A 19706-nucleotide genomic window follows, 5' to 3' on the forward strand; every position below is an offset into this window, starting at 1 on the left:
TCTCCGGAGTCACAGCGGTGCGTAGTCGGCGAGGGCGGCCGCGGCCTCTTCGAGGGTGAGGTGTTCGATCGTCGGCGGATCCCAGGGGCGGCCGTCGCGGACGAGATCGTAGGCCCCGGCGCGCGCCGTCAGGGTGAAGGGCGCCGGGCCGGGATGGGCGCAGCCCTTCTCGCAGCCGGAGACGTGCAGCACCGTGCCGGAGCGGGCGAAGCGGCGGGCGACGGCCGAAAGATGCTCGGCGTCGGCGCGGGTGTCGGTGGTGGCGTTGCGGCAGCCGGTCGAGCCGGCGCAGGTGACGACGGCGAGGCGCGGGTCGTCCGGGGAGAAGACGAAGCGCGCCGCGGCGATCCACGGGCGAATGCGCGGCATCTTCTCCGGCTTCACGCCGGGGACGAGCACGGCGCGCCACGGCGTCAGCCGGATCTCGCCCGCGGCCCGCTCGCCGGCGAGTTCGCCGAGGAGCGCCATCTGATCGGCGGTGAAGCGGCCGAAGGGCGCGCCGATGCCGATGTAGGCGCCGTCGTCGTGGGTGTGGTCGCCGAGCACCGTCTCGGCGCCGCAGCGACGCGGCCGCAGGCTCGCGACCTCGGCCGACATCTCGCCGAAGCCGGCCGTGCGGAAGAGGGCGGCGATACCGGTCCGCGCCACGATCTCGTGCATGCGGCGCGGCGCCTCGGGAAGGCCGGCGCGCAAGGTGATGACGGCGCGGGCGAGGTCGGCGGCGCGCTCGGGGGCCAATTCGGGCGTCACCACGGCGATCGGCTGCCAATGCGCCGGGGCGGTGGCGACGGCGACGATGACGCGCGCCCCAACAGTGGTGCGGATGCCGGTGAGTTTGACGTCGACGGCGACGTCGTCGAGCGAGAAGCGGCCGCCGTCGTCGACGACGAAGCCGAACTTGCCGGGCAGGGCGAAGAGCGAGGGGTCGCCGGCGAGCCGCGCCTCGAGGGCGCTCGCCAAGGCGCGGCCGTCGATCGCCGCCGTCGGGTCGAGGCCGGCGAGCGGCGAGGGGACGATGTTGCGTACCGCCTCGGCCTCCGCCGAAGGGTCGAGGATGCCGAGCCTGTCGAGGTGGCCGAGGAGTTCGTCGAGGTTCTCGGCCGCGACGCCGCGGATCTGCAGATTGGCGCGCTGGGAGAGGTCGATCAGCTCGTTGCCGTAGCGGCGCGACAGGTCGGCGATCTCGCCGGCCAACTCCGCCGAGACGAAGCCGGCGGTGATCCTCAGCCTGACCAGGAGGCCGTCGCCGGTCTCCATCGGCCGACGCGCGCCCGGGCACCAGCCCTTGACCAGTTCGGGATTCGGCTTGTCGGATCCGCTCATCGTCCCGCCTCCAGGGTTTCGGCGATGCGGCCCGCCACCGAATTGCGCCGGGTCGACCACAGACCGCGCCGGATCGCCTCGTCGAAGGCGCGTGCGGTCGCCGCGGCGGCGTTCGGGTTCGACGCGACCATGAAGTCGCGCACCCGGTCGTCGCCGAGGGTGGCGTCGAATACCAGATCGAAGGCGGTCGGCGCCACCTCGTCGGTGGTCGCGGCGAAGCCGAGGAGATTGCCGACGGTCTCGGCGATCTCGGCGGCGCCGCGATGGCCGTGGCGCATCTGCCCGTCGAGCCAGCGCGGATTGGTCGCCCGCGACCGGACCACCCGCTGGATCTCCTGGGCGAGCGTGCGCACCTTGGAGCGGGAGAGCCGCGTCGTGTCGGCGTGGTAGAGCGCCGGCCGGTTGCCGAGGCGGGCGGCGGCAGCGGCGAAACCGCCCTCGTGCTCGGCGAAGGCGTCGGAATCGAGCACGTCCTGTTCGGCGGTGTCCTGGACGTGGACGAAAGCGTCGGCCGCAGCGACGCGGGCGGCGAAGGCAGTGGGCGCCGCCACCCCCTCGGCGTCGCGGCCGTAGGCGTGGTGCGAGGCGGCGAGATAGCGCTGCCCGAGCTCGTCGCGGTTCTCCCAGGCGCCGGTGGCGATGGTGGTCGAGAGGCCGACGCCGTAGGCGCCGGGCGCGGTGCCGAAGACGCGATAGGCGTCGTCCGCGCCGGTCGCTTCGCCGCGGCGGCTTTCCGCCAGCGGGTTGTCCTCGTCGGTTTCGTCGAGGGCGGCGACGGCGCGCACCGCCTCGTCGAAGAGGGCGATCTGGGCCGGAAAGACGTCGCGGAAGAGGCCGGAGACGCGCAGCGTCACGTCGACGCGCGGTCGGCCGAGCTTCGCCGGCACCTGGATCTCGAAGCCGGAGACGCGGGCGGTGGCGGCGTCCCACACCGGCCGCACCCCCATCAGGGCGAAAGCCTGGGCGAGATCGTCGCCGCCGGTGCGCATGGTGGCCGAGCCCCAGAGGTCGAGGACGATGCGGCGTGGCCAGTCGCCGTGATCCTGGACATAAGTGGCGATCACCTCGTCCGCTGTCCGCTTGCCGATCTCCCAGGCGGTGCGGGTCGGCACCCCGCGCGGGTCGACGGCGTAGAGATTGCGCCCCGTGGGCAGCACGTCGAGGCGGCCGCGCGACGGCGCCCCGGCCGGGCCGGGGGCGAGGAAGCGGCCGTCGAGTGCGGCGATCAGACCGCGCCGCTCGGCCTCGGCGCAAGCCGTGAGACGCACCTCGAGATCGGCGATCGCCTCCGTGGTCTGCCCCTCGGACAGCGCTTCGATCGACGCGGTGCGCAGCGCCGGGGCGAGCGGGCGGGCGAAGACGTGGAGGCCGTCGCCGATGCGGGCGTCCTTGAGGTCGCAGAGCCAGGCGTCGAGCCTGGTCAGCGCCTCGGCCTCGTCGGCGCCGTCGGCGATGCCGCTCTCGGCGGCGAGACCGGTGTCGCGGGCCTTCTCCAGGATGGTCGCGGCGAGCATCCGGGCGCGGCGGGCGTCGAGCGTCTGGGCCTGGGAGAATTCGTCGAGCAGCGACTCGATCTCGGCCGCGGCGCCGTGGGAGCCGGCGCGGGTGAGCGGCGGCGTCATGTGGCCGACGGTGACGGCGGCGATCCGGCGCTTGGCCTGCGCCGCCTCACCGGGGTTGTTGACGACGAAGGGATAGACCACCGGCACCGCGCCGAGCACCGCGGCGGGCGCGCAGGCCGGGGAGGGCGCGGCGGCCTTGCCCGGCAGCCACTCGAGCGTGCCGTGGGTGCCGAGATGGATCATCGCGTCGATGCCGACCACTTCGCGCAGCCACAGATAGAAGGCGACGTAGCCGTGGCGCGGCGGGATCGAGGTGTCGTGATACTCGGCCTTGCGGGCGTCGCGCCGGCCGCGATCGGGCTGCACCGCGACGGTCAGTGCGCCGAGGTCGAGCGCGGCGAAGCGGAAGGCGTCGCCGGCGACGTCCGGGTCGGTCGCCGGGTCGCCCCAGGCGGCCTCGACCGAGGCGCGGAACGCCTCGGGGAGGGCGGCGAAGAGGGTGCGGTAGCGGGCGAGGGGGAGGGAGGGTGAGGTCGCGTCGGGGCGCGGCGGCGTAGGGTGCAAGGAGCGAAGCGAATTGCACCGTTCGGCGTCCCGGCCGGGTCGGTCGGCCGAACGATGGTCGTCGCTTCCGAGTCGGCGTCCAGCCCCCCCTCCCTGGCCCTCCCCCTCGAGGGGGGAGGGGATGGGTGGGGCGAGCGAGGAGAGTACGTCCGGCATCGCCGTATGAGGCGGCTCGGATGGGCGCTCCTCCTTATCCGTCTTTCCGGTGGCGGTGCCACCGTACCGGTCAGCAAGCGTCGCTGCGTGATCGTCGGCAGCCGAAACGGAGGCCGTCTCCCCATCGTTCCCTCCCCCCTGGAGGGGGAGGGACAGGGAGGGGGGGCTCGGAGGCGCGACGGTTTCGGTGGCGAGGTGCCGGGCGTCGAGCGCATCGGCTTCCCGGAGGGTCGGCCGGTGCAATTCGCTTCGCTCTTTGCACCCTACGGCTTCGCGTCCCTCCAACACCCGCATCAGCGTGTCCGCATCCGGGACATCGTCTACCGCATAGCCCGCCTCGCGCAGGTCCTCGGCGATCGCGACGAGGCTCGCGGGGGTGTCGAGGCCGACGGCATAGGCGGTGCGGCCGCCCTTGGCGGGGTAGTCGGAGACGACGAGGCCGATGCGGCGCGCCCCCCGCGGTTTCGCCGCGAGATCGACCCAGGCCTTCGCCAGATCGGCGACCGCGACGACGCCGGCCTCGTCGGCGACGTGGACGGCGCGGGCGAACTGGTGCGCTTCGGAGCGTTCCTCGCGGCCCTTGAACGAGATCGCCCGCGTCGCGATGCGGCCGTCGATCTCGGGCAGGACGAGGTTCATGGCGAGGTCGGCCGCGCCGAGACCGCGGGTCGAGGCCTCCCAGGCGGGGCGCTCGCAGGTGGCGAGGACGGCTTGGAGGACGGGGACGCCGGCGCGTTCCAACACCGACGAGCCGTCGTCGAGCCGCGCCGAGAAGGCGGTGGTGTTGACGACGATGGCGGGAGCGAGGTCGTCGATCAGCCGGCCGAGACCGTCGACGACGCGGCCGTCCTTGAGCGAGGTGACGAATTCGGCGCGCACCGCGAAGCCGCGTGCCGCCAGCGCCTGCGCCAGCGCCGCGATCGGTGCGGTGTCGGCGGCGGTGACGAAGGAGCGGTAGAAGGTGAGGAGGGCGAGCGGGCCGTCACCGTCGTGGCAGGCCGGGGCGAAGCGGCCATGCGCGGCGAGCGGCTGCGGCTCGTCCCACGTGGCTTCGCGGCCGAGGCGGTTCGAGATCCAGCCCAGCGCCGAGGCGACGTTCGCCGGGCCGCCCTCCTGGAACCAGCGCCACAGCCGGCGCAGGTCCTCGAGCGGTAGGGTCGAGGCGGCGTCGAGGCGCATGTCGTCGCGAGCGTCACCGGGCACCACGGCGAAATCGAAGCCGCGGGCGCGCGCCGCCGCGGCGAGTTCGTCGACGCCGTAGCGCCAGTAGTCGAGCCCGCCGAGGAGGCGGACGAGGACGAAGCGGGCCTTGCGCCCGACCGCGTCGAGCCACAGGTCGACCGAATAGGGGTGGCGCAGGTCGGCGAGCGAGGCGAGGCGCAGGCTCGGCAGATCGGCGCGGCCGGCATGGACGGCGGCGACGAGGCCGAGATCCGAATCCGAGAAGGAGAGGAACGCCACCTCGCCCGCCGTCTGGCCGAGATCGATCGCCTGGACGGTATCGTCGAGCGAGCGGATCGTGTCGGCGACGAGGTGCATCGGGTGGTGGCTCCGGGTTGGTGGCGTCGGGCGCCAACGCGACGACCGAGGCGGGCGGGAGGTCCGCCGGGATTACGACTGCGAACGTCTCGTTCGCTCCGCCCACAGAGGGTCGAAGCGCAACCCCGCACCCGGCCGTCGTCCCCGGCGAGCCGAAGGCGAGGGAAGGGGACCCATAGGCCTCACCACCTCGGGGAACCTTCGATGGATCCCCTTCCCCTCCGCTTCGCTTCGGCCGGGGATGCCGGCCGAGGGGGCGAGGGGGAATCCGTGGCGAAGGCGATGGTCGCCGACTGCCTCACGCCGCCAGCGCGGCGCGCACCGCGGCTTCGTCGAGGCCCTTCTCGGCGATCACCACGAGGCGGCCGGCGCGGATCTCCTCCGGCCCCCAGGGGCGATCGAACTGGTGGCGGAAGCGGTTGCCCACCCCCTGGACGAGGAGGCGCATCGGTTTGCCCTCGACGGCGACGAAACCCTTGATGCGCAACACGTCGTGGCTCTCGGCGACGGCCTTCAGGCGCTCCACCAGCGAAGCCGGATCACGCGCCGGGGCGACTTCCACCACGAAGGTGTCGAAGTCGTCGTGGTCGTGATCGCCCTCGATCTCATGATGCGACGGGCGCGCCGCGAGGTCGTCCTCGGCCGCGGCGAAGAGGCCGAGCGCCACCGCCGGATCGACCCGGCCCTCGGCGGCGCTCACCACCTTGACGGCGCGTGGAATGGCCTTGCGGATCTCCGCCTCGATCGCGGTGAGATCGCTCGCGCCGAGGAGATCGGCCTTGTTGACCACCACCAGATCGGCGGCGAGCAGTTGGTCCTCGTAGACCTCTTCGAGCGGATTGTCGTGGTCGATCGAGGCGTCCTCCGCCCGCTGGGCGAGCACGGCGTCCGGATCGTCGGCGAAGCGGCCGTCGATCACGGCGCGGCCGTCGACCACCGCGACGACGCCGTCGACGGTGAGCTTGGCGCGGATCTCCGGCCAGTCGAAGGCCTTGATCAGCGGCTTGGGCAGGGCGAGGCCGGAAGTCTCGACGACGATGTGGTCGGGGCGGTTCGGCAAGGCCAGCAGCCCCTCGATGGCGGGCAGGAAATCGTCGGCGACGGTGCAGCACAGGCAGCCGTTGGCGAGTTCGACGATCGCCTCCGGCGCGCAGGCATCGCCGTCGCAGGACTTCAGGATCTCGCCGTCGACGCCGACGTCGCCGAATTCGTTGATCACCAGCGCCAGCCGGCGGCCACGGGCGTTCTCGACGAGGTGACGGATCAGCGTCGTCTTCCCGGCGCCGAGGAAGCCGGTGACGATGGTGACCGGGATCTTGGAGAAGGTGGTCATGAACGGACCTCGGAGACTGCCGGGCGGAGCCCGGAACCCTTCTCCCCTCGCGGGAGAAGGTGGCGCGAAGCGCCGGATGAGGGGGCTGGGCGGATCGATCGGGCATGGTGCGGGAGGCGGCCCACGAACCCCCCATCCGCCCTTCGGGCACCTTCTCCCGCAAGGGGAGAAGGGGGAACCGCGGGCGAGGTTTCAACGTGACGGCGATGGTGGAGGGCTGTCGCGAGCATCGCCATCACCCGCCTCGCTCGTCGAAACACATCGGCGGAATGCGGGCGACGACGCCCTTCTTGAGCTCGTCGGGGCGGCTCTTCCAGGGGATGAGGCCGTCGGTTGCCGCGCCGTAGAGGGCGGCGGCGTCGAGAATGGCGGGGGCGGCCTCGGCGTCGAAATCGCCGTAGACGTAGGTCCATTTCTCGGGAGCGCCGAAGCCGATGGTCACCGGACGTTTGCACACCGACAGGCATTCGACCGGTACGACGCGGACATCGTCGCGCGTCGCGGCGGCGGCCTCGAGCGCCGCATGGAGACGGGTGCCGGCGTGCGGCGCGTCGAGCGTGTCGCCCTCGCGGCGGCAGGTGGTGCAGACGAGGATGATCGTCACCGGCGAGGGGTTCGCCGAAGGCATCGCCGCTTCGGGCGACGAGAGGGAGGGGGATGTCGTCACGTCGGTCCTCTTTCTCCGCCCCACCGGCGGATCGGGGAATGGATCGGACGACGGCAGGTCTCCTGGCTCGCGGATCTCGGCTCGGCGCCGCCTTCCCGGGGATCATCCCAGTGGCGTCTCGGCGCGTCGCTCTCCGCTCACAGTTGCGGGGGCAGCCGCGGCATCCCCTCGTCGGGACCGCGTTCCCTTTTCACCTCCGGATGTCCGGAGGACCGTCGCGTCGACGATATGAGGGACGGTGGACGGAGAAGTCAATCGAGACGACCGGCGACCAGGGCGATGGCTCCGTTCTCCACTCGGGTCATTCGTCGGGATGCTGGTTCCGCGTCGTGCGCCCCGGTGAGGTGCCGAAACGGCGGAGCCCCGGGGCGGTGGTGACCGCTCCGGGGCTCCTCGTATCGTCGTCGGTATCGCCGATCAGCGCTCGCGGCGCGGGCCGCGGGGGCGGTCGCCCTGAGCGCGGGTCCTGTCGGCGCCGCCGTTGCGGGTCATCGGGCGATCGCCGCCGCGCTTGCCGTCGCGACGGTTGTCGCCGCCGAACGACCGCTCCTGGCGGCCTTCGCCACCGTATCCACGATCCGCGCGGTCGCCACCGCCTTGCGGGCGGCCGTCGCGGCGCACGTGGTCGCGCGGCGCGGCATGGCCGCTGCGTCCTGCGACGCTCTCGCCGTGGCGGGTGTCGCGCATGGCCTTCACCGGCATGTCGTCGCGACGGCGGTTGTCGTCGCGGCGGCGTCCTTCCTCGGAACGACGACCGTCGTCCCGACCCCGGCCCTCGTCGCGGACGCGATGTTCATCGCGGGCGCGGAACTCCTCGCGCGGACCGCGATTGCCACGCGGTCCGGCGCCGCGCGCCTGCTGCTCGGCCTGCGCCGGGCGCTTCTCGCCGCCGCGACGGTCGTCGCGCGGACGGCCGGCGTGATGATGGCCGCGCGGCGCGATGGCGTCGTCGTCTATGTCGCGGCGGGCTTCCTTGGCCTGGGCCGCGGCCATGGCGGCGAGGCCCTGGGGCAGCGCCAGCTTCGGCACGGTGCGGCGGATGAGGCGCTCGATCGACTTGAGATACGCCCGCTCCTCGCCGTTGCAGAAGGAGACGGCCGAGCCGTCGGCGCCGGCGCGCGCGGTGCGGCCGATGCGGTGGACGTAGCTCTCCGGGATGTTCGGCAGGTCGTAGTTGACGACATGGGAGATGCCGTCGATGTCGATGCCGCGGGCGGCGATGTCGGTGGCGATCAGCACGCCGATCTCGCCGTCGCGGAAGGCGGCGAGCGCCCGCTCACGCTGCGGCTGGCTCTTGTTGCCGTGGATGGCGGCGGCCTCGAAGCCGGAACGGGCGAGGTGCTTCACCACCCGGTCGGCGCCGTGCTTGGTGCGGGTGAAGACGATGACGCGATCGAACTTCGGCTGGCGCAGCAGATGCTCGAGCAGCGCCTGTTTCTCACGGGTCTCGCAGAAGAACACGCCCTGTTCGATGCGATCGACCGTGGTGGCGACCGGGGTCACCGCCACCTCGACCGGATCGGTCAGGTAGTTGGCGGCGAGCGAGGCGATCGCCTGCGGCATGGTCGCCGAGAAGAACAGCGACTGGCGCTGACGCGGCACCAGCTTGGCGATGCGCTTCAGCGAATGGATGAAGCCGAGGTCGAGCATCTGGTCGGCCTCGTCGAGCACCAGCATCTCGACCTTGTCGAGACGGCAGGAGCCGCGGTCGACGAGATCGAGGAGACGGCCGGGGGCGGCGACGAGCACGTCGACGCCGCGCATCAGGGCGCGCTCCTGCTTGCCGATGGAGACGCCGCCGAACACCACCTCGACGCGGAGGTCGAGACCGGCGGCGTAGGTGCGGAAACTCTCGGCGATCTGCGAGGCGAGCTCGCGGGTCGGGGCGAGGACGAGGCTGCGGGTCGCATGCGGGCCGGGACGGCGGCGATCGGTGATCAGCCGCTGGATCATCGGCAGGGCGAAGGCGGCGGTCTTGCCGGTGCCGGTCTGGGCGATGCCGAGAAGGTCGCGGCCCTTCAGGAGATGCGGGATGGCCTGGGCCTGGATCGGGGTCGGCGTCTCGTAGCCGGACGCCGCGAGGGCCTCGAGGATGGACGCGTCGAGGCCGAAATCGGTGAACTTGGTCAAGTTGGGTCTTTCGAGTGCGAAAAGCCGCCGGCGCGCCACGTCCTCGGGACGAGGGGGCGCGCGTCGGGATCGTATGACGATCCCCGCGTGAAAAGGGGCTTGTCGGGTGAGAAGCGATCGAGCGGTCGGAGAGAAGACACGAAACGCGGGTCGATCGGATCTTCGTCCGTCGCTGCCCGCGTGGCGTCCGTCACGCGTCTCCCGACCTCCGTCGGCGGGATCTTCCCGAGCTTCGACGGCGTCGCACCGGCCTTCTGCCCGAAGTTCGTGTTCGGATCAAGGCACGAGTGCGAGAAATCGACTTCCGCGCCGCCGCCGGCTCGGGATATGGATGGCGCCACGGAAATGCAACGACGAACGAGAACGAGGTAGCCCCGAGATGAAGTCGCCGCGTTTCACGCCGTTGATGGCGAGCCTGCCTTCGACCGTACCCTTCGTCGGCGCCGAGGCGATCGAACGGACGCGCGGGCACCTGTTCAAGGCGCGGATCGGCGCCAACGAGAGCGTCTTCGGGCCGTCGCCGAAGGCGATCGCCGCCATGCAGGCGGCGATCGCGACCGAAGCTTGGCTCTATGGCGACCCGGAGAACCACGACCTCAAGGTGGCGTTGGCGAAGCACCACGGCGTGCGGCCGGAGAACATCGTCGTCGGCGAGGGCATCGACGGGTTGCTCGGCCTCACGGTCCGTCTCTTCGCCGATCCCGGTACGCCGATCGTCACCTCGCTCGGCGGCTACCCGACCTTCGATTATCACGTCGCCGGCCACGGCGCCCGCTTCGTCCGGGTGCCCTACGTCGACGATCGCGAGAACCTGCCGGGTCTCGTCGATGCGCTGATCGCCGAGGACGCGCCGCTCGGCTACTTCGCCAACCCCGACAATCCGATGGCCACCTGGTGGTGGGGCGAGGAAGTGGCGCGGGAGCTGGCGCGCGTGCCCGAGGGTTCGCTCTTCATCCTCGACGAGGCCTATGGCGAATTCGCGCCCGACGGCACCCTGCCGACGACCATCGACCCCGACGATCCGCGCGTCATCCGCTTCCGCACCTTCTCCAAGGCGCACGGCATGGCCGGGATGCGCGTCGCCTACGGCATCGCCGCGCCGGAGGTCGCCAAGGCCTTCGACAAGATCCGCAACCACTTCGGCGTCAATCGCGTCGCCCAGGCCGGGACGCTCGCCGCGCTCGCCGACGGCGAATGGCTCGCCCACGTGGTGGCGAGTGTGAACCGCGCCAAGACCCGCATCGCCGCCATCGCCGCCGACAACGGCCTGACCTCGCTGCCGTCGGCGACCAACTTCGTCGCCGTCGACTGCGGTGGCGACGGGGCCTTCGCCAAGGCCGTACTCGACGGGCTGATCGCCCGCGATCTCTTCGTGCGCAAGCCGTGGCTGGCGCCGATGGATCGCTGCATCCGCCTCTCCGCCGGCACCGACGCCGACCTCGATCTCCTCGCCGCCGCGCTCCCCGGGGCGCTGGCCGACGCACGCGGGTGAGGGGGGCGGGTATCGGCTCGACGCGGGAGCGAACCACCGGTGCGATTTCCTGCTCGTCGCGGATCGCGAGCGAACCGCGTCGACGCATGGCGCCTCGGCGTTCGCGGGGGTGGCGGGCGGCGGGCGGCACCCTAGTGTAGGGATTTCCCGATGACCCGCGCCGATTCCGGCGCCGCGAGAGTTCCCATGGGTGAAGGCTTTCCCACGCTCGGCGATCGCGAGCGCCTGACGGTCGTGCTCGGCGCGATGGTCGTGCTGCTGCTCGCGGCGCTCGACCAGTCGATCGTCGCGCCGGCGCTGCCGACCATCGGCGCGGCGCTCGGCGACGTCGAATATCTCTCTTGGGTGGTCTCGGCCTACTTCCTGACCTCGACCGCTGTGACGCCGCTCTACGGCAAGCTCGCCGACCTGAAGGGCCGCAAGGCGACGCTCCACACCGCCATCGCCGTCTTCACCGTCGGCTCGGCGCTCTGCGCGCTGGCGCCGAACATGACGATGCTGGTGATCGGTCGCGCCGTGCAGGGGCTCGGCGGCGGCGGGCTGATCAGCCTCGTCCAGACGGTGATCGGCGACGTGGTGCCGCCGCGCGAGCGTGGCCGCTACATGGGATGGATCTCGCTCGTTTGGGCGACGGCGAGCGTCTCGGGTCCGGTGGTCGGCGGCGTCTTCGCCCAGCATCTGCACTGGTCTTTGATCTTCTGGGTCAATCTGCCGTTGGCGGTGGTCGCCATGGTGATGATCGCCCGCGCCATGCGCCATCTGCCCGACGTCTCCCGCCCCCAGCGCCTCGATCTCGTCGGCGCCGTGTTGATCGTCGGCGGCACGGTGGCGCTGATGCTGGCGTTGACCTGGGGCGGTTCGCGGATGCCGTGGACCTCGCCGCAGGTGCTCGGGCTCTTCGCCGTGGCAGTCGCCGCCTTCGCCGCCTTCGGCCGCCACGTGGCGCGGGTCGAGGAGGCGCTGATCCCGCTCACGGTGCTGCGCAATCCGGTCGTCGCGGTGACCACCTCGGCGATGTTCTTCGTCATGGGCAGCTGGTTGTCGCTCTCCGTCTACGTGCCGATCTGGCTCGCCCAGGTCCACGGCTTCGGCGCGGCGAACGCCGGCTTCGGGCTGATCGGCCTGACCCTCGGCACGGTCGTCGGCGCCAATGCCGGCGGCCGGATGCTCGCCCGCGTCACCCACTACAAGCGTGTGGCGCTCGGTGGGGCGGCCCTCGGCGTCGTCGCCAACGCCGGCCTCGCTCTCGGCGCGGCGACCTTGCCGTTCTGGGCGGCGGAGATATTCCTCGTCGCCGCCGGCCTCGGCACCGGCGCGCTCTTCCCGCTGTCGACGGTCGTCGTGCAGAACGCCGTCGATCGCCGCGATCTCGGCGTCGCCACCGCCACCCACGCCTTCTTCCGGGCCCTCGGCACGGTGGTCATCGTCGCCATCCTCGGTGCGATCTTCCTCGCCTCCGGTCTCGGCGACGCGATCGAGGGCGGAATGGGCCATGCGGGCCTGTCGCCCGAGGAGGTGACGCTCGCCGGATCGACCTTCCGCCGCATCTTCGCGATGACGACGCTCGGACAGGCGATCGGCCTCGTTATCTTCTCGTTTCTGGAGGAGCGCCCGCTCATCGGGCGCGGTGCGCCGGCGCGCGGCTCGGGCGAGGCGTCGTGATCAGCGGTCGGCGGCGCGTCTCAGCCGCCCGAGACCGCGCCGCAGGTTCACCCAAGCGGCGCGTACGGCGGTTCGGATCGCGGCGAAGCCGGGCGCCAGATGCGCCGCGGCGTTGCGCAGGGCGGCGCGAACCCGCCGCACCATCGCCGCCGCGGCTCGCCATGCCGTCGTCGCCCTGAGGCGGCCGAGCGACCAGTCGTAGAGCGCCATCACCCGGGTGTAGGTCCAGGCGAACCAGCCGATGGTGAGGAGCTTGTCGCGGGTGGCGTGGAACAGGCGCTCGACCAGGACGATCGACGAGAGGTGAGCGACGGCGAGCATCGTCGCGCCGGCGGAGAATCGCCCGGTGCCGAGGAGCCACAGGCCCCAGAGCTTGAACGGTTCCAACACCACGAAGGGCACGAGGAAGACGAAGAGCGTCGGATAGGGCGGCAATCGATGCAGCGCCTCGCCCAGGCGTGCGAACAGCCGCAGCTCGGCGAGGGCGGCGAAGATCGGCCGGAAGGCCGCCAGCACCACGTCGTCGATCAGGAAGTAGATCGTCGCGGCGACGAGCAACGGCAGGCGCAGGAGCGCCCGGACGATCGGGTGGCGCGGCGTCGCGGAGGAGTGGGGATCGGGGTCGGTCAATCTCGCCTCGGTGCGGCGGTGTGATGGGCGCATCGACAGATGGGGGCGCGATCGCGGCATTGCGAGGGCAGGGCAACCGCTCGACGCGTCATCGGCTTGCCGGATCACGAAAGGACGCGCCGCGGGCATCCCTTCTCCCCTCGCGGGAGAAGGGATGCCCGAAGGGCGGATGAGGGGGCTGAACCTCTCCCCGCCTTCGGTGCTCGCGGCTCCCGCCTCCGGTTGCCGCTTCGCGGCGCTCCCCTCATCCGGCCCTGCGGGCCACCTTCCCCCGCGAGGGGGGAAGGGAGGGGGCGCCTCGGGCGGACGGTGGCGGAAGCGCTTCGAGCGATTACCCGCAGGGCAGGGGGCCTTGCTCTTGCCCGAAATCCGCGCGACCGCTAGGACCACGACGAAGAGGCCCGATCCGGGCCGGACCTTCGGGGAGTGGGACGATGTCGAGGAAGACCTGGGGCCTTGCGTGGATCTCGGCGATGGCGATGTCGGCGGCGATCGGCGGCGCGGCGATCGCCGGCGAGGCGATCTCCATCGACCTGCACAACAAGTCCTACAAGACGACCTGCGCCGAAGAGGACAACGTCTATTACACGCTGACCTCGGAGAAGGTGGCGAGCTTCACCGTCGAGGCGAAGACGCCTCCTTACGTCGACACCATCGTCCGCGACATCACCGCGCCGGACTTCTCCGGTTGCAGCTTCGGCGGCTCGGGGGGCGCCGACGGCTCGCACTACACGCCGCCGACCGCGGTGCTGTGGGAGGACGACGAATACGTCCTCAAGGGTGTCGTCTATCCCGACTTCTGGCGTCCGACCGTGGTGCCGGTGACGGTCGGCAAGCTCACCCAGAACTTCCTCCACCTCGTCCAGCTGTGGCGCAAGACGCCGGCCGGGCCGATCGAGTTCCTGGTGTTCTACCCGCAGGACGGCTACTGGCGGCTCAAGGGCCTGCCGCCCTTCCGCATGCGCGAGGTCGCCTACGGCTCGTCCTTCCTCTTCGGCCCGGTCGAGGTGAGTACCCGGCCCTTCGTCGCCTACAAGGCGGTGGCCTTCGATCCCAAGAAAGTGGCCTTCACCATCGACTTCGCCACCGGCGGCAAGGCGGTGGTGGCGCTCGAGGCGATCGAGGTCGGCCGCTCGGCGGTCGAGGTCTCGTTCGACGGCGTCGACACGTCGAAGCTGCCCTTCGCGGCGTTGCGTTCGATGTATGTCGCGCCCGGCAACGCCGACACCGCCGAAACGGTGGTGCGCGCCACGCCCGGCGCCGCCCCGACGTCCACGGTCGTCGTCGACTACGTCGACGGCAAGGCCGCCGACGTCGCCTTCGCCCGGAGCGTGCCCTCCACCCACAACACCTCCGCCCCGGACATCGGCTTCCGCGACTTCCGCGGCAGGTGAGCCGCGGAGGGCCGGGCCGGAGCGCCGGTTGACGCACCTCGCGCGGGGCGCTTCACTCGCCGTCCGAAATCGGCGGCGGAGCCGAGGCCGGATGCCGTGGTCGCGCGCGGCCGCAGCGAAGGAGCGACGTCGGGATGACCACGGGGGGCGCCGATCCACGCTCGGCATCGCAGGGAGCGATGTCGCGGGCCGTCGGGTCGCTGTTGCGGCGCATCTCGATTCCGGGCCGGATCGGTCTCGTCGTCGTCGTCAACGTCGTGGCGCTCCTCGCCCTCGCCGCGGCGACCGCCTGGAGCGGCGGCGAACTGCGACGGGCCTGGAGCGACCTGCGCGCCGCTCACGACGTCGACGAGGCCCTGTTCGACCTCGAGCGTGCCGTCCACGCCCTCCATCGCGAAGTCGGCGCCTTCCTGCTGCGACCCGACGAGGCGCACCGCACCGACGTCGAGAACGCCAAGGCGCGCTTCACCGGGGTGCTGCTGCGCTCGCTCGACGAGACGCGGAGCGCCGGCTCCACCGACCTCGACGACTTCGCCGAGGTCGCCCGCCACTACCTCTTCGGCTTCGACGATCTGCGCGGGCTCGAGATCGACATCCGCATGATCTACGAGACCGAATTCGCCGATCTGGTGCCGCAGGTGCGGGTCCGTCTCGACGCGCTCGACCTCGCCATCCGGCCGAACGACGTCGTTCTGCGCCCGCTGGTCGCCACCGCCTACGACCGCTTCGCCGAGTTCCGGGTCAATCTCGTCGCCTATCGCCACGAGCGACGCAGCGAGCAACTCGAAGCGGCGCGTCGCGCCCGCGACACCTTCGCCGCCGCTCTGCGCGAGATCGGCCGGTCGCCGTCGCCGGATGCGCGCGGCTACGCGGTCGAGAGCTTCCTGCCGGAGATCGTGGCGATGGATTCGATCTTCGGGCGGCTGGAGGACGTCGCCGATCGCCACGCCCGCTGGCTCACCGGGACGCTCGAGGCCAATCGAGCCCGGATGATCGACCTGCTCGAACGTGCCCTCGAACACCAGACCGCCCGCGAACGCGACGCCATCGCCCGTTACGACCGGTTGCTCGCCGCAGCCGCCGGGCGTTTCGCCGTCCTCGCGCTGATCTTCGCCGGCCTCAGTCTCCTCGCCTCGGCCTTCGTCGCCCGCACCATCCGCACGCCGCTCGCCGCGGCGCAGGGCGCGATGCGGGCGGTGGTGGTCGGCGACACCGACCGGCCGATCCCCGGTCTCGACGCCGAGGACGAGATCGGCGCCATGTCGCGGTCGATCGAGGTGTTCCGCCAGGAGGTGGCCGGGTTCCGCCGCCGCGAGGAGGAGCACGCCGAGCAGGAGCGGCGGTGGTACGGTCTGCTCGAGACCAGCCCGATCGGGATCGCCATCCTCTCCGTCGGCGACGGCCGGCCGACCTTCCGCAATCATCGCTACGACGAACTCTTCGGCCTGCCCGACGGCGCCGAACCGCCGCGGCCGCGCGATCACTTCGCCGATCCGGAGGATGCGGTCCGCCTCTCCGAGGCGGTGGTGCGCGGCGGCGGCGTCTCGGGCTGGCAGGCGCTGATGCGTCGCGGAGAAGGCGCCACCTGGTGGGGCCTGCTCGAGGTGCGGCCGATCGAGTTCGCCGGCCGTCCGGCGCACGTCTTCTGGATCTACGACGTCACCGATCGACGCGCCGCGGAAGAGGACATGCGGCTCGCCAAGGAAGGGGCGGAGCGGGCGCTGCGCGAACTGGCCGAGGCCCAACGCAATCTGATCGAGGCGGAGAAGCTCGCCGCCATCGGCGGTCTGGTCGCCGGCGTCGCCCACGAGGTCAACAATCCGGTCGGCATCGGCCTCACCGTCGCGTCGAGCCTCGAGCGTCGCGTCGTCGACTTCGAGCGTGAACTCGCCGGCGGACAACTGCGCCGATCGCGCCTCGACGATTTCGTCGCCGGCGCCCGCGACGCCGCCCGCCAACTGGTCGCCAACCTCACGCGCGCCGGCGAGTTGGTGCAATCTTTCAAACAGGTCGCGGTCGACCGCACCCATTCCGAACGCCGCGCCTTCGACCTCGCCGACGCGACGCGGCAGATCGCTTCGAGCCTGCGGCCGAGTCTCAGGGCGACCGGCATCGGCTTCGACGTCGCCGTCCCCGACGGGCTCGTGCTCGACAGCTATCCCGGCGCCTGGGGGCAGGTCGTCACCAATCTCTTCGTCAACGCCCTGACCCACGCCTGGCCGGAAGGGGCCGCGACGGGGCACATGACACTCGAGGCTCGCCGTCTCGACGGCGGGCGGATCGAGGTCGTCTTCGCCGACGACGGCGTCGGCATGAGCGACGTGGTGTCGCGCCACGCCTTCGAACCCTTCTTCACCACCCGTCGCGGCGCCGGAGGGAGTGGATTGGGGCTGCACATCGTCTACAACATCGTCACGCACCGCCTGGGAGGGCGGATCGCCCTGGAGACGGCGCCCGGGAGAGGGTGTCGCTTCCGCATGACTCTGCCGGCGGTCGCACCCGAGGACGAGGCGGAGCCCGAGCGCGGTCGAACGAAGGAGAACGAGGGATGAGCGACGACGACCTCCTGGTCTTCGCCGCCGAGAGCGACGACGCGCCGGAGCGGCCGGCGCGCAGTTGGAAGATCGCCGTGATCGACGACGATCCGGCGGTCCACGACGGCACGCGTTTCGCGCTGTTCGACTATGCGCTCGCCGGCCAGGGTCTGGAGATCCTCTCCGCCTTCTCCGCGGCGGAGGGGCGCGAACTGGTGCGCGCCAACCCCGATCTGGCGGTGATCCTGCTCGACGTGGTGATGGAGTCCGAGACCGCCGGCCTCGAACTCGTCGAGTTCATCCGCGGCGAACTGCGCAACGACCTCGTTCGCATCATCCTGCGTACCGGCCAGCCCGGACAGGCGCCGGAACGCGCCGTCATCGTCGACTACGACATCAACGACTACAAGGCGAAGACCGAACTCACCGCCGACAAGCTGTTCACCGCGCTGACCGCGGCCATCCGCTCGCATCAGCAGCTGCTGCGCATGGAGGAGACGCGCCGCGGTCTCGAGATCATCATCGACGCGGCGACCGCGCTGTTCGACACCCGCTCGATGCAGCGTTTCGCCGAGGGTGTGCTGACCCAGGTCGCCTCGCTGCTCGAAGTCGACTGCGCCGGCATGCTGGTTGTGCGCGACCGGCCGCAGGATCCGAGGGCCGAAGATCTGTCGGTGATCGCCGGGTCGGGCGTCTATTCCGGCGTCGCCGCGGCGGGGACCGGGGCTCTGGACGTCGACACCCGCCGCGCCATCGACGCCGCCTTCGCCGAGCGTCACCACTGCTTCCTGGAGAGCCGTTCGATCCTCTACATCCGCACCTCGAGCGGCCGCGAGATCGCCGTGGTGCTCGATGTCGCCAAGCACCTGTCGGCCACCGACCGAGCGCTGGTCGAGGTCTTCTGCGGCAAACTCTCGGTCGCCTTCGAGAACGTGCTGCTGCTCGAGCGGTTGCAGGCCACCAACGTCGAGCTCGAGCAGCGCGTCGAGGTGCGCACCCGCGAGCTCAGCGACGCGGCGCGTCGCCTCGCGGATCAGCGCGAGACCCTGCGCCGCGCCAACGAATTCAAGGCCGAACTCCTCGGCATGGTCGCCCACGACCTCAAGAACCCGCTCGCCGCCATCCTCGGCCGCATCGAGATCATCGGCGAGCTCATGGAGAAGCCCGGCATCGATCCGGCACGCCTGAAGGCGGAGGTCGGCAAGATCGCGGCGCCGGCGACGGCGATGAACCGGATGATCGGCGATCTCGTCGCCCAGGCCGCCACCGACGCGGTCGAGGTCTCGATCCGTCCGGTGGCGCTCGACCTCGCCGACCTCGTCCACGACGTCGTCGACCACCTGCGCCCGCTCGCCGCCCGCAAGAACCAGACGCTGATCTGGCGCGGCGAGAGCGGGATCCGCATCTGCGGCGATCCCGACCGGTTGCGCGACGCGGTCGAGAACGTCGTCTCCAACGCGGTGAAATACGGGCCGGTCGGCGGGACCGCGGAGATCGTGGTGCGGCGGGTCGCCGATCGGGCGGTGGTCACCGTCGCCGATCAGGGGCCGGGCCTTTCACCGGAAGATTTCGGTCGGCTCTTCGGTCGATTCCAGCGGCTGTCGGCGCAACCGACCGGCGGCGAGGGTTCGACCGGTCTCGGCCTGTCGATCGCCCACGAGATCGTCCGCCTGCACGACGGCCACATCGGTGCGCTCAACGCCGAGAGCGGCTCCGGCGCGGTCTTCGAGATCGTCCTGCCGGCGCTCGACGGCGAGGCGATCGGCGGCGAGGGAGGTGGACCATGACGACGGACGCGCGCATCGCCGTCGTCGACGACGATCCCCACACCCGCGAGACCGTCGCCGACTATCTCGCCCTCCACGACTTCGACGTCGTCGCCCTCGACGGCGGCACGGCTCTGCGCGCCGAGATGGCCGAGCGGGCGCCGGATCTGGTGGTGCTCGACCTCCACATGCCGGGCGAGAACGGCCTGTCGGTGCTGCGCTGGCTGAAGGAGGAGATGGGCGGCGTCCCGGTCATCATGCTGACCTCGACCGCGAGCCCGATCGACCGGGTGGTCGGTCTCGAACTCGGCGCCGACGACTACCTCGCCAAGCCGGCGGAGCTGCGCGAACTGGTGGCGCGCATCCGTTCGGTGTTGCGCCGGGTCGCCGCGCCGCCGCCACCGGCGTCGCCCCCGGCGGTCGCCAAGCCGAAACGCGCCGCACCGTCGGTCCCGCGGGCGGAACCCGTCGTCTTCGGCGACCGCCTGCTCGATCGCGCCTCCCGCCGCCTCGTCGACCGCGTCACCGGTGCCGAAACGGTGCTCCACACCTCGGAATTCCAATTGCTCGAGGCCTTCGTCGATCATCCCAACCGGGTGCTCAGCCGCGAGCAGCTGCTCGATCTCGCCCACGCCCGCGATCCGGAAGCCTTCGATCGCGCCATCGACGTGCGCATCGCCCGCATCCGCAAGAAAATCGAGCCGGATCCGTCCGAACCCACCTTCATCCGCACCGTGCGCGGCGCCGGCTACATCTACGTGCCGGGCCGGCGGGAGCGCGGGACGGGCGGCGAAGGGTGAGAGCGACGGGGCAGGGGGCCTTGGCGCCGGTACGGGCCGAGTTCGACCGACCGGGGGCGGCTCCGCGACCATGCGGCGCGATCGCCGCGGCGATTTCGGTGCGCTCCGCCTTGGCGGGGCTCGCGCGCGGTGCTAAGAGCGCGCCACCCGCCGA

12 protein-coding genes and 1 riboswitch are annotated in these 19706 nt (G+C 71.6%); of the genes, 6 read left to right on the forward strand and 6 right to left on the reverse strand.

Features of this window, described 5'->3' with window-relative positions; translation table 11 throughout:
• Positions 1-9: 9 nt before the first annotated feature.
• The 5 genes from cobG to V7Q42_RS00100 all read right to left on the reverse strand — a co-directional run bounded on the left by cobG (position 10) and on the right by V7Q42_RS00100 (position 9274).
• Entirely contained in the window at positions 10-1323 is a 1314-nt protein-coding gene (gene cobG, locus V7Q42_RS00080; RefSeq protein WP_333821549.1) for a precorrin-3B synthase, read from the reverse strand.
• The gene (locus tag V7Q42_RS00085; protein ID WP_333821550.1) at positions 1320-5144 is read right to left on the reverse strand and encodes a cobaltochelatase subunit CobN; all 3825 of its coding nucleotides are present in this window, start codon (positions 5142-5144) and stop codon (positions 1320-1322) included. Before V7Q42_RS00085 ends, cobG begins: the two co-directional genes overlap by 4 nt.
• 298 nt (positions 5145-5442) lie before the next feature.
• Entirely contained in the window at positions 5443-6477 is a 1035-nt protein-coding gene (gene cobW, locus V7Q42_RS00090) for a cobalamin biosynthesis protein CobW (protein ID WP_333821551.1), read from the reverse strand.
• Positions 6478-6712: 235 nt separating this feature from the next.
• Positions 6713-7144, reverse strand: a complete 432-nt coding sequence (locus V7Q42_RS00095; RefSeq protein ID WP_333821552.1) for a DUF1636 domain-containing protein — start codon at positions 7142-7144, stop codon at positions 6713-6715.
• A 36-nt stretch (positions 7145-7180) separates the two neighbouring features.
• Positions 7181-7376: riboswitch (cobalamin riboswitch) on the reverse strand.
• A gap of 185 nt (positions 7377-7561) precedes the next feature.
• Positions 7562-9274 carry a DEAD/DEAH box helicase gene (locus tag V7Q42_RS00100; RefSeq protein ID WP_333821553.1) on the reverse strand — a complete coding sequence of 571 codons (1713 nt, stop codon included), beginning with the start codon at positions 9272-9274 and terminating at the stop codon, positions 7562-7564.
• A gap of 379 nt (positions 9275-9653) precedes the next feature.
• Here V7Q42_RS00100 and V7Q42_RS00105 point away from each other — a divergent pair, with 379 nt between their 5' ends.
• Positions 9654-10766 (forward strand): pyridoxal phosphate-dependent aminotransferase, encoded by a 1113-nt coding sequence (locus tag V7Q42_RS00105; protein ID WP_333821554.1) that lies wholly within the window; start codon positions 9654-9656, stop codon positions 10764-10766.
• A gap of 186 nt (positions 10767-10952) precedes the next feature.
• On the forward strand, positions 10953-12428 hold the full coding sequence (locus tag V7Q42_RS00110) for an MDR family MFS transporter (RefSeq protein ID WP_333821555.1): 1476 nt from the start codon (positions 10953-10955) through the stop codon (positions 12426-12428).
• Here V7Q42_RS00110 and V7Q42_RS00115 read toward each other — a convergent pair whose 3' ends face one another.
• Positions 12429-13058 (reverse strand): hypothetical protein, encoded by a 630-nt coding sequence (locus V7Q42_RS00115; protein ID WP_333821556.1) that lies wholly within the window; start codon positions 13056-13058, stop codon positions 12429-12431. It lies immediately after the preceding gene.
• Positions 13059-13492: 434 nt separating this feature from the next.
• Here V7Q42_RS00115 and V7Q42_RS00120 point away from each other — a divergent pair, with 434 nt between their 5' ends.
• The 4 genes from V7Q42_RS00120 to V7Q42_RS00135 all read left to right on the forward strand — a co-directional run bounded on the left by V7Q42_RS00120 (position 13493) and on the right by V7Q42_RS00135 (position 19552).
• Positions 13493-14452: a hypothetical protein gene (locus V7Q42_RS00120; protein WP_333821557.1), complete on the forward strand. Its 960-nt coding sequence runs from the start codon at positions 13493-13495 to the stop codon at positions 14450-14452.
• A 134-nt stretch (positions 14453-14586) separates the two neighbouring features.
• A complete protein-coding gene (locus V7Q42_RS00125) occupies positions 14587-17004 on the forward strand; it encodes an ATP-binding protein (protein ID WP_333821558.1) in 2418 nt (805 codons plus the stop codon).
• Positions 17001-18773 (forward strand): ATP-binding response regulator, encoded by a 1773-nt coding sequence (locus tag V7Q42_RS00130; protein WP_333821559.1) that lies wholly within the window; start codon positions 17001-17003, stop codon positions 18771-18773. The genes V7Q42_RS00125 and V7Q42_RS00130 overlap by 4 nt, the downstream gene beginning before the upstream one ends.
• The gene (locus V7Q42_RS00135; RefSeq protein WP_333821560.1) at positions 18770-19552 is read left to right on the forward strand and encodes a response regulator transcription factor; all 783 of its coding nucleotides are present in this window, start codon (positions 18770-18772) and stop codon (positions 19550-19552) included. Before V7Q42_RS00130 ends, V7Q42_RS00135 begins: the two co-directional genes overlap by 4 nt.
• Positions 19553-19706: the final 154 nt, after the last annotated feature.

Source organism: Pinisolibacter sp. (genome assembly GCF_036782435.1).
Taxonomy (GTDB): domain Bacteria; phylum Pseudomonadota; class Alphaproteobacteria; order Rhizobiales; family Ancalomicrobiaceae; genus CALBKH01.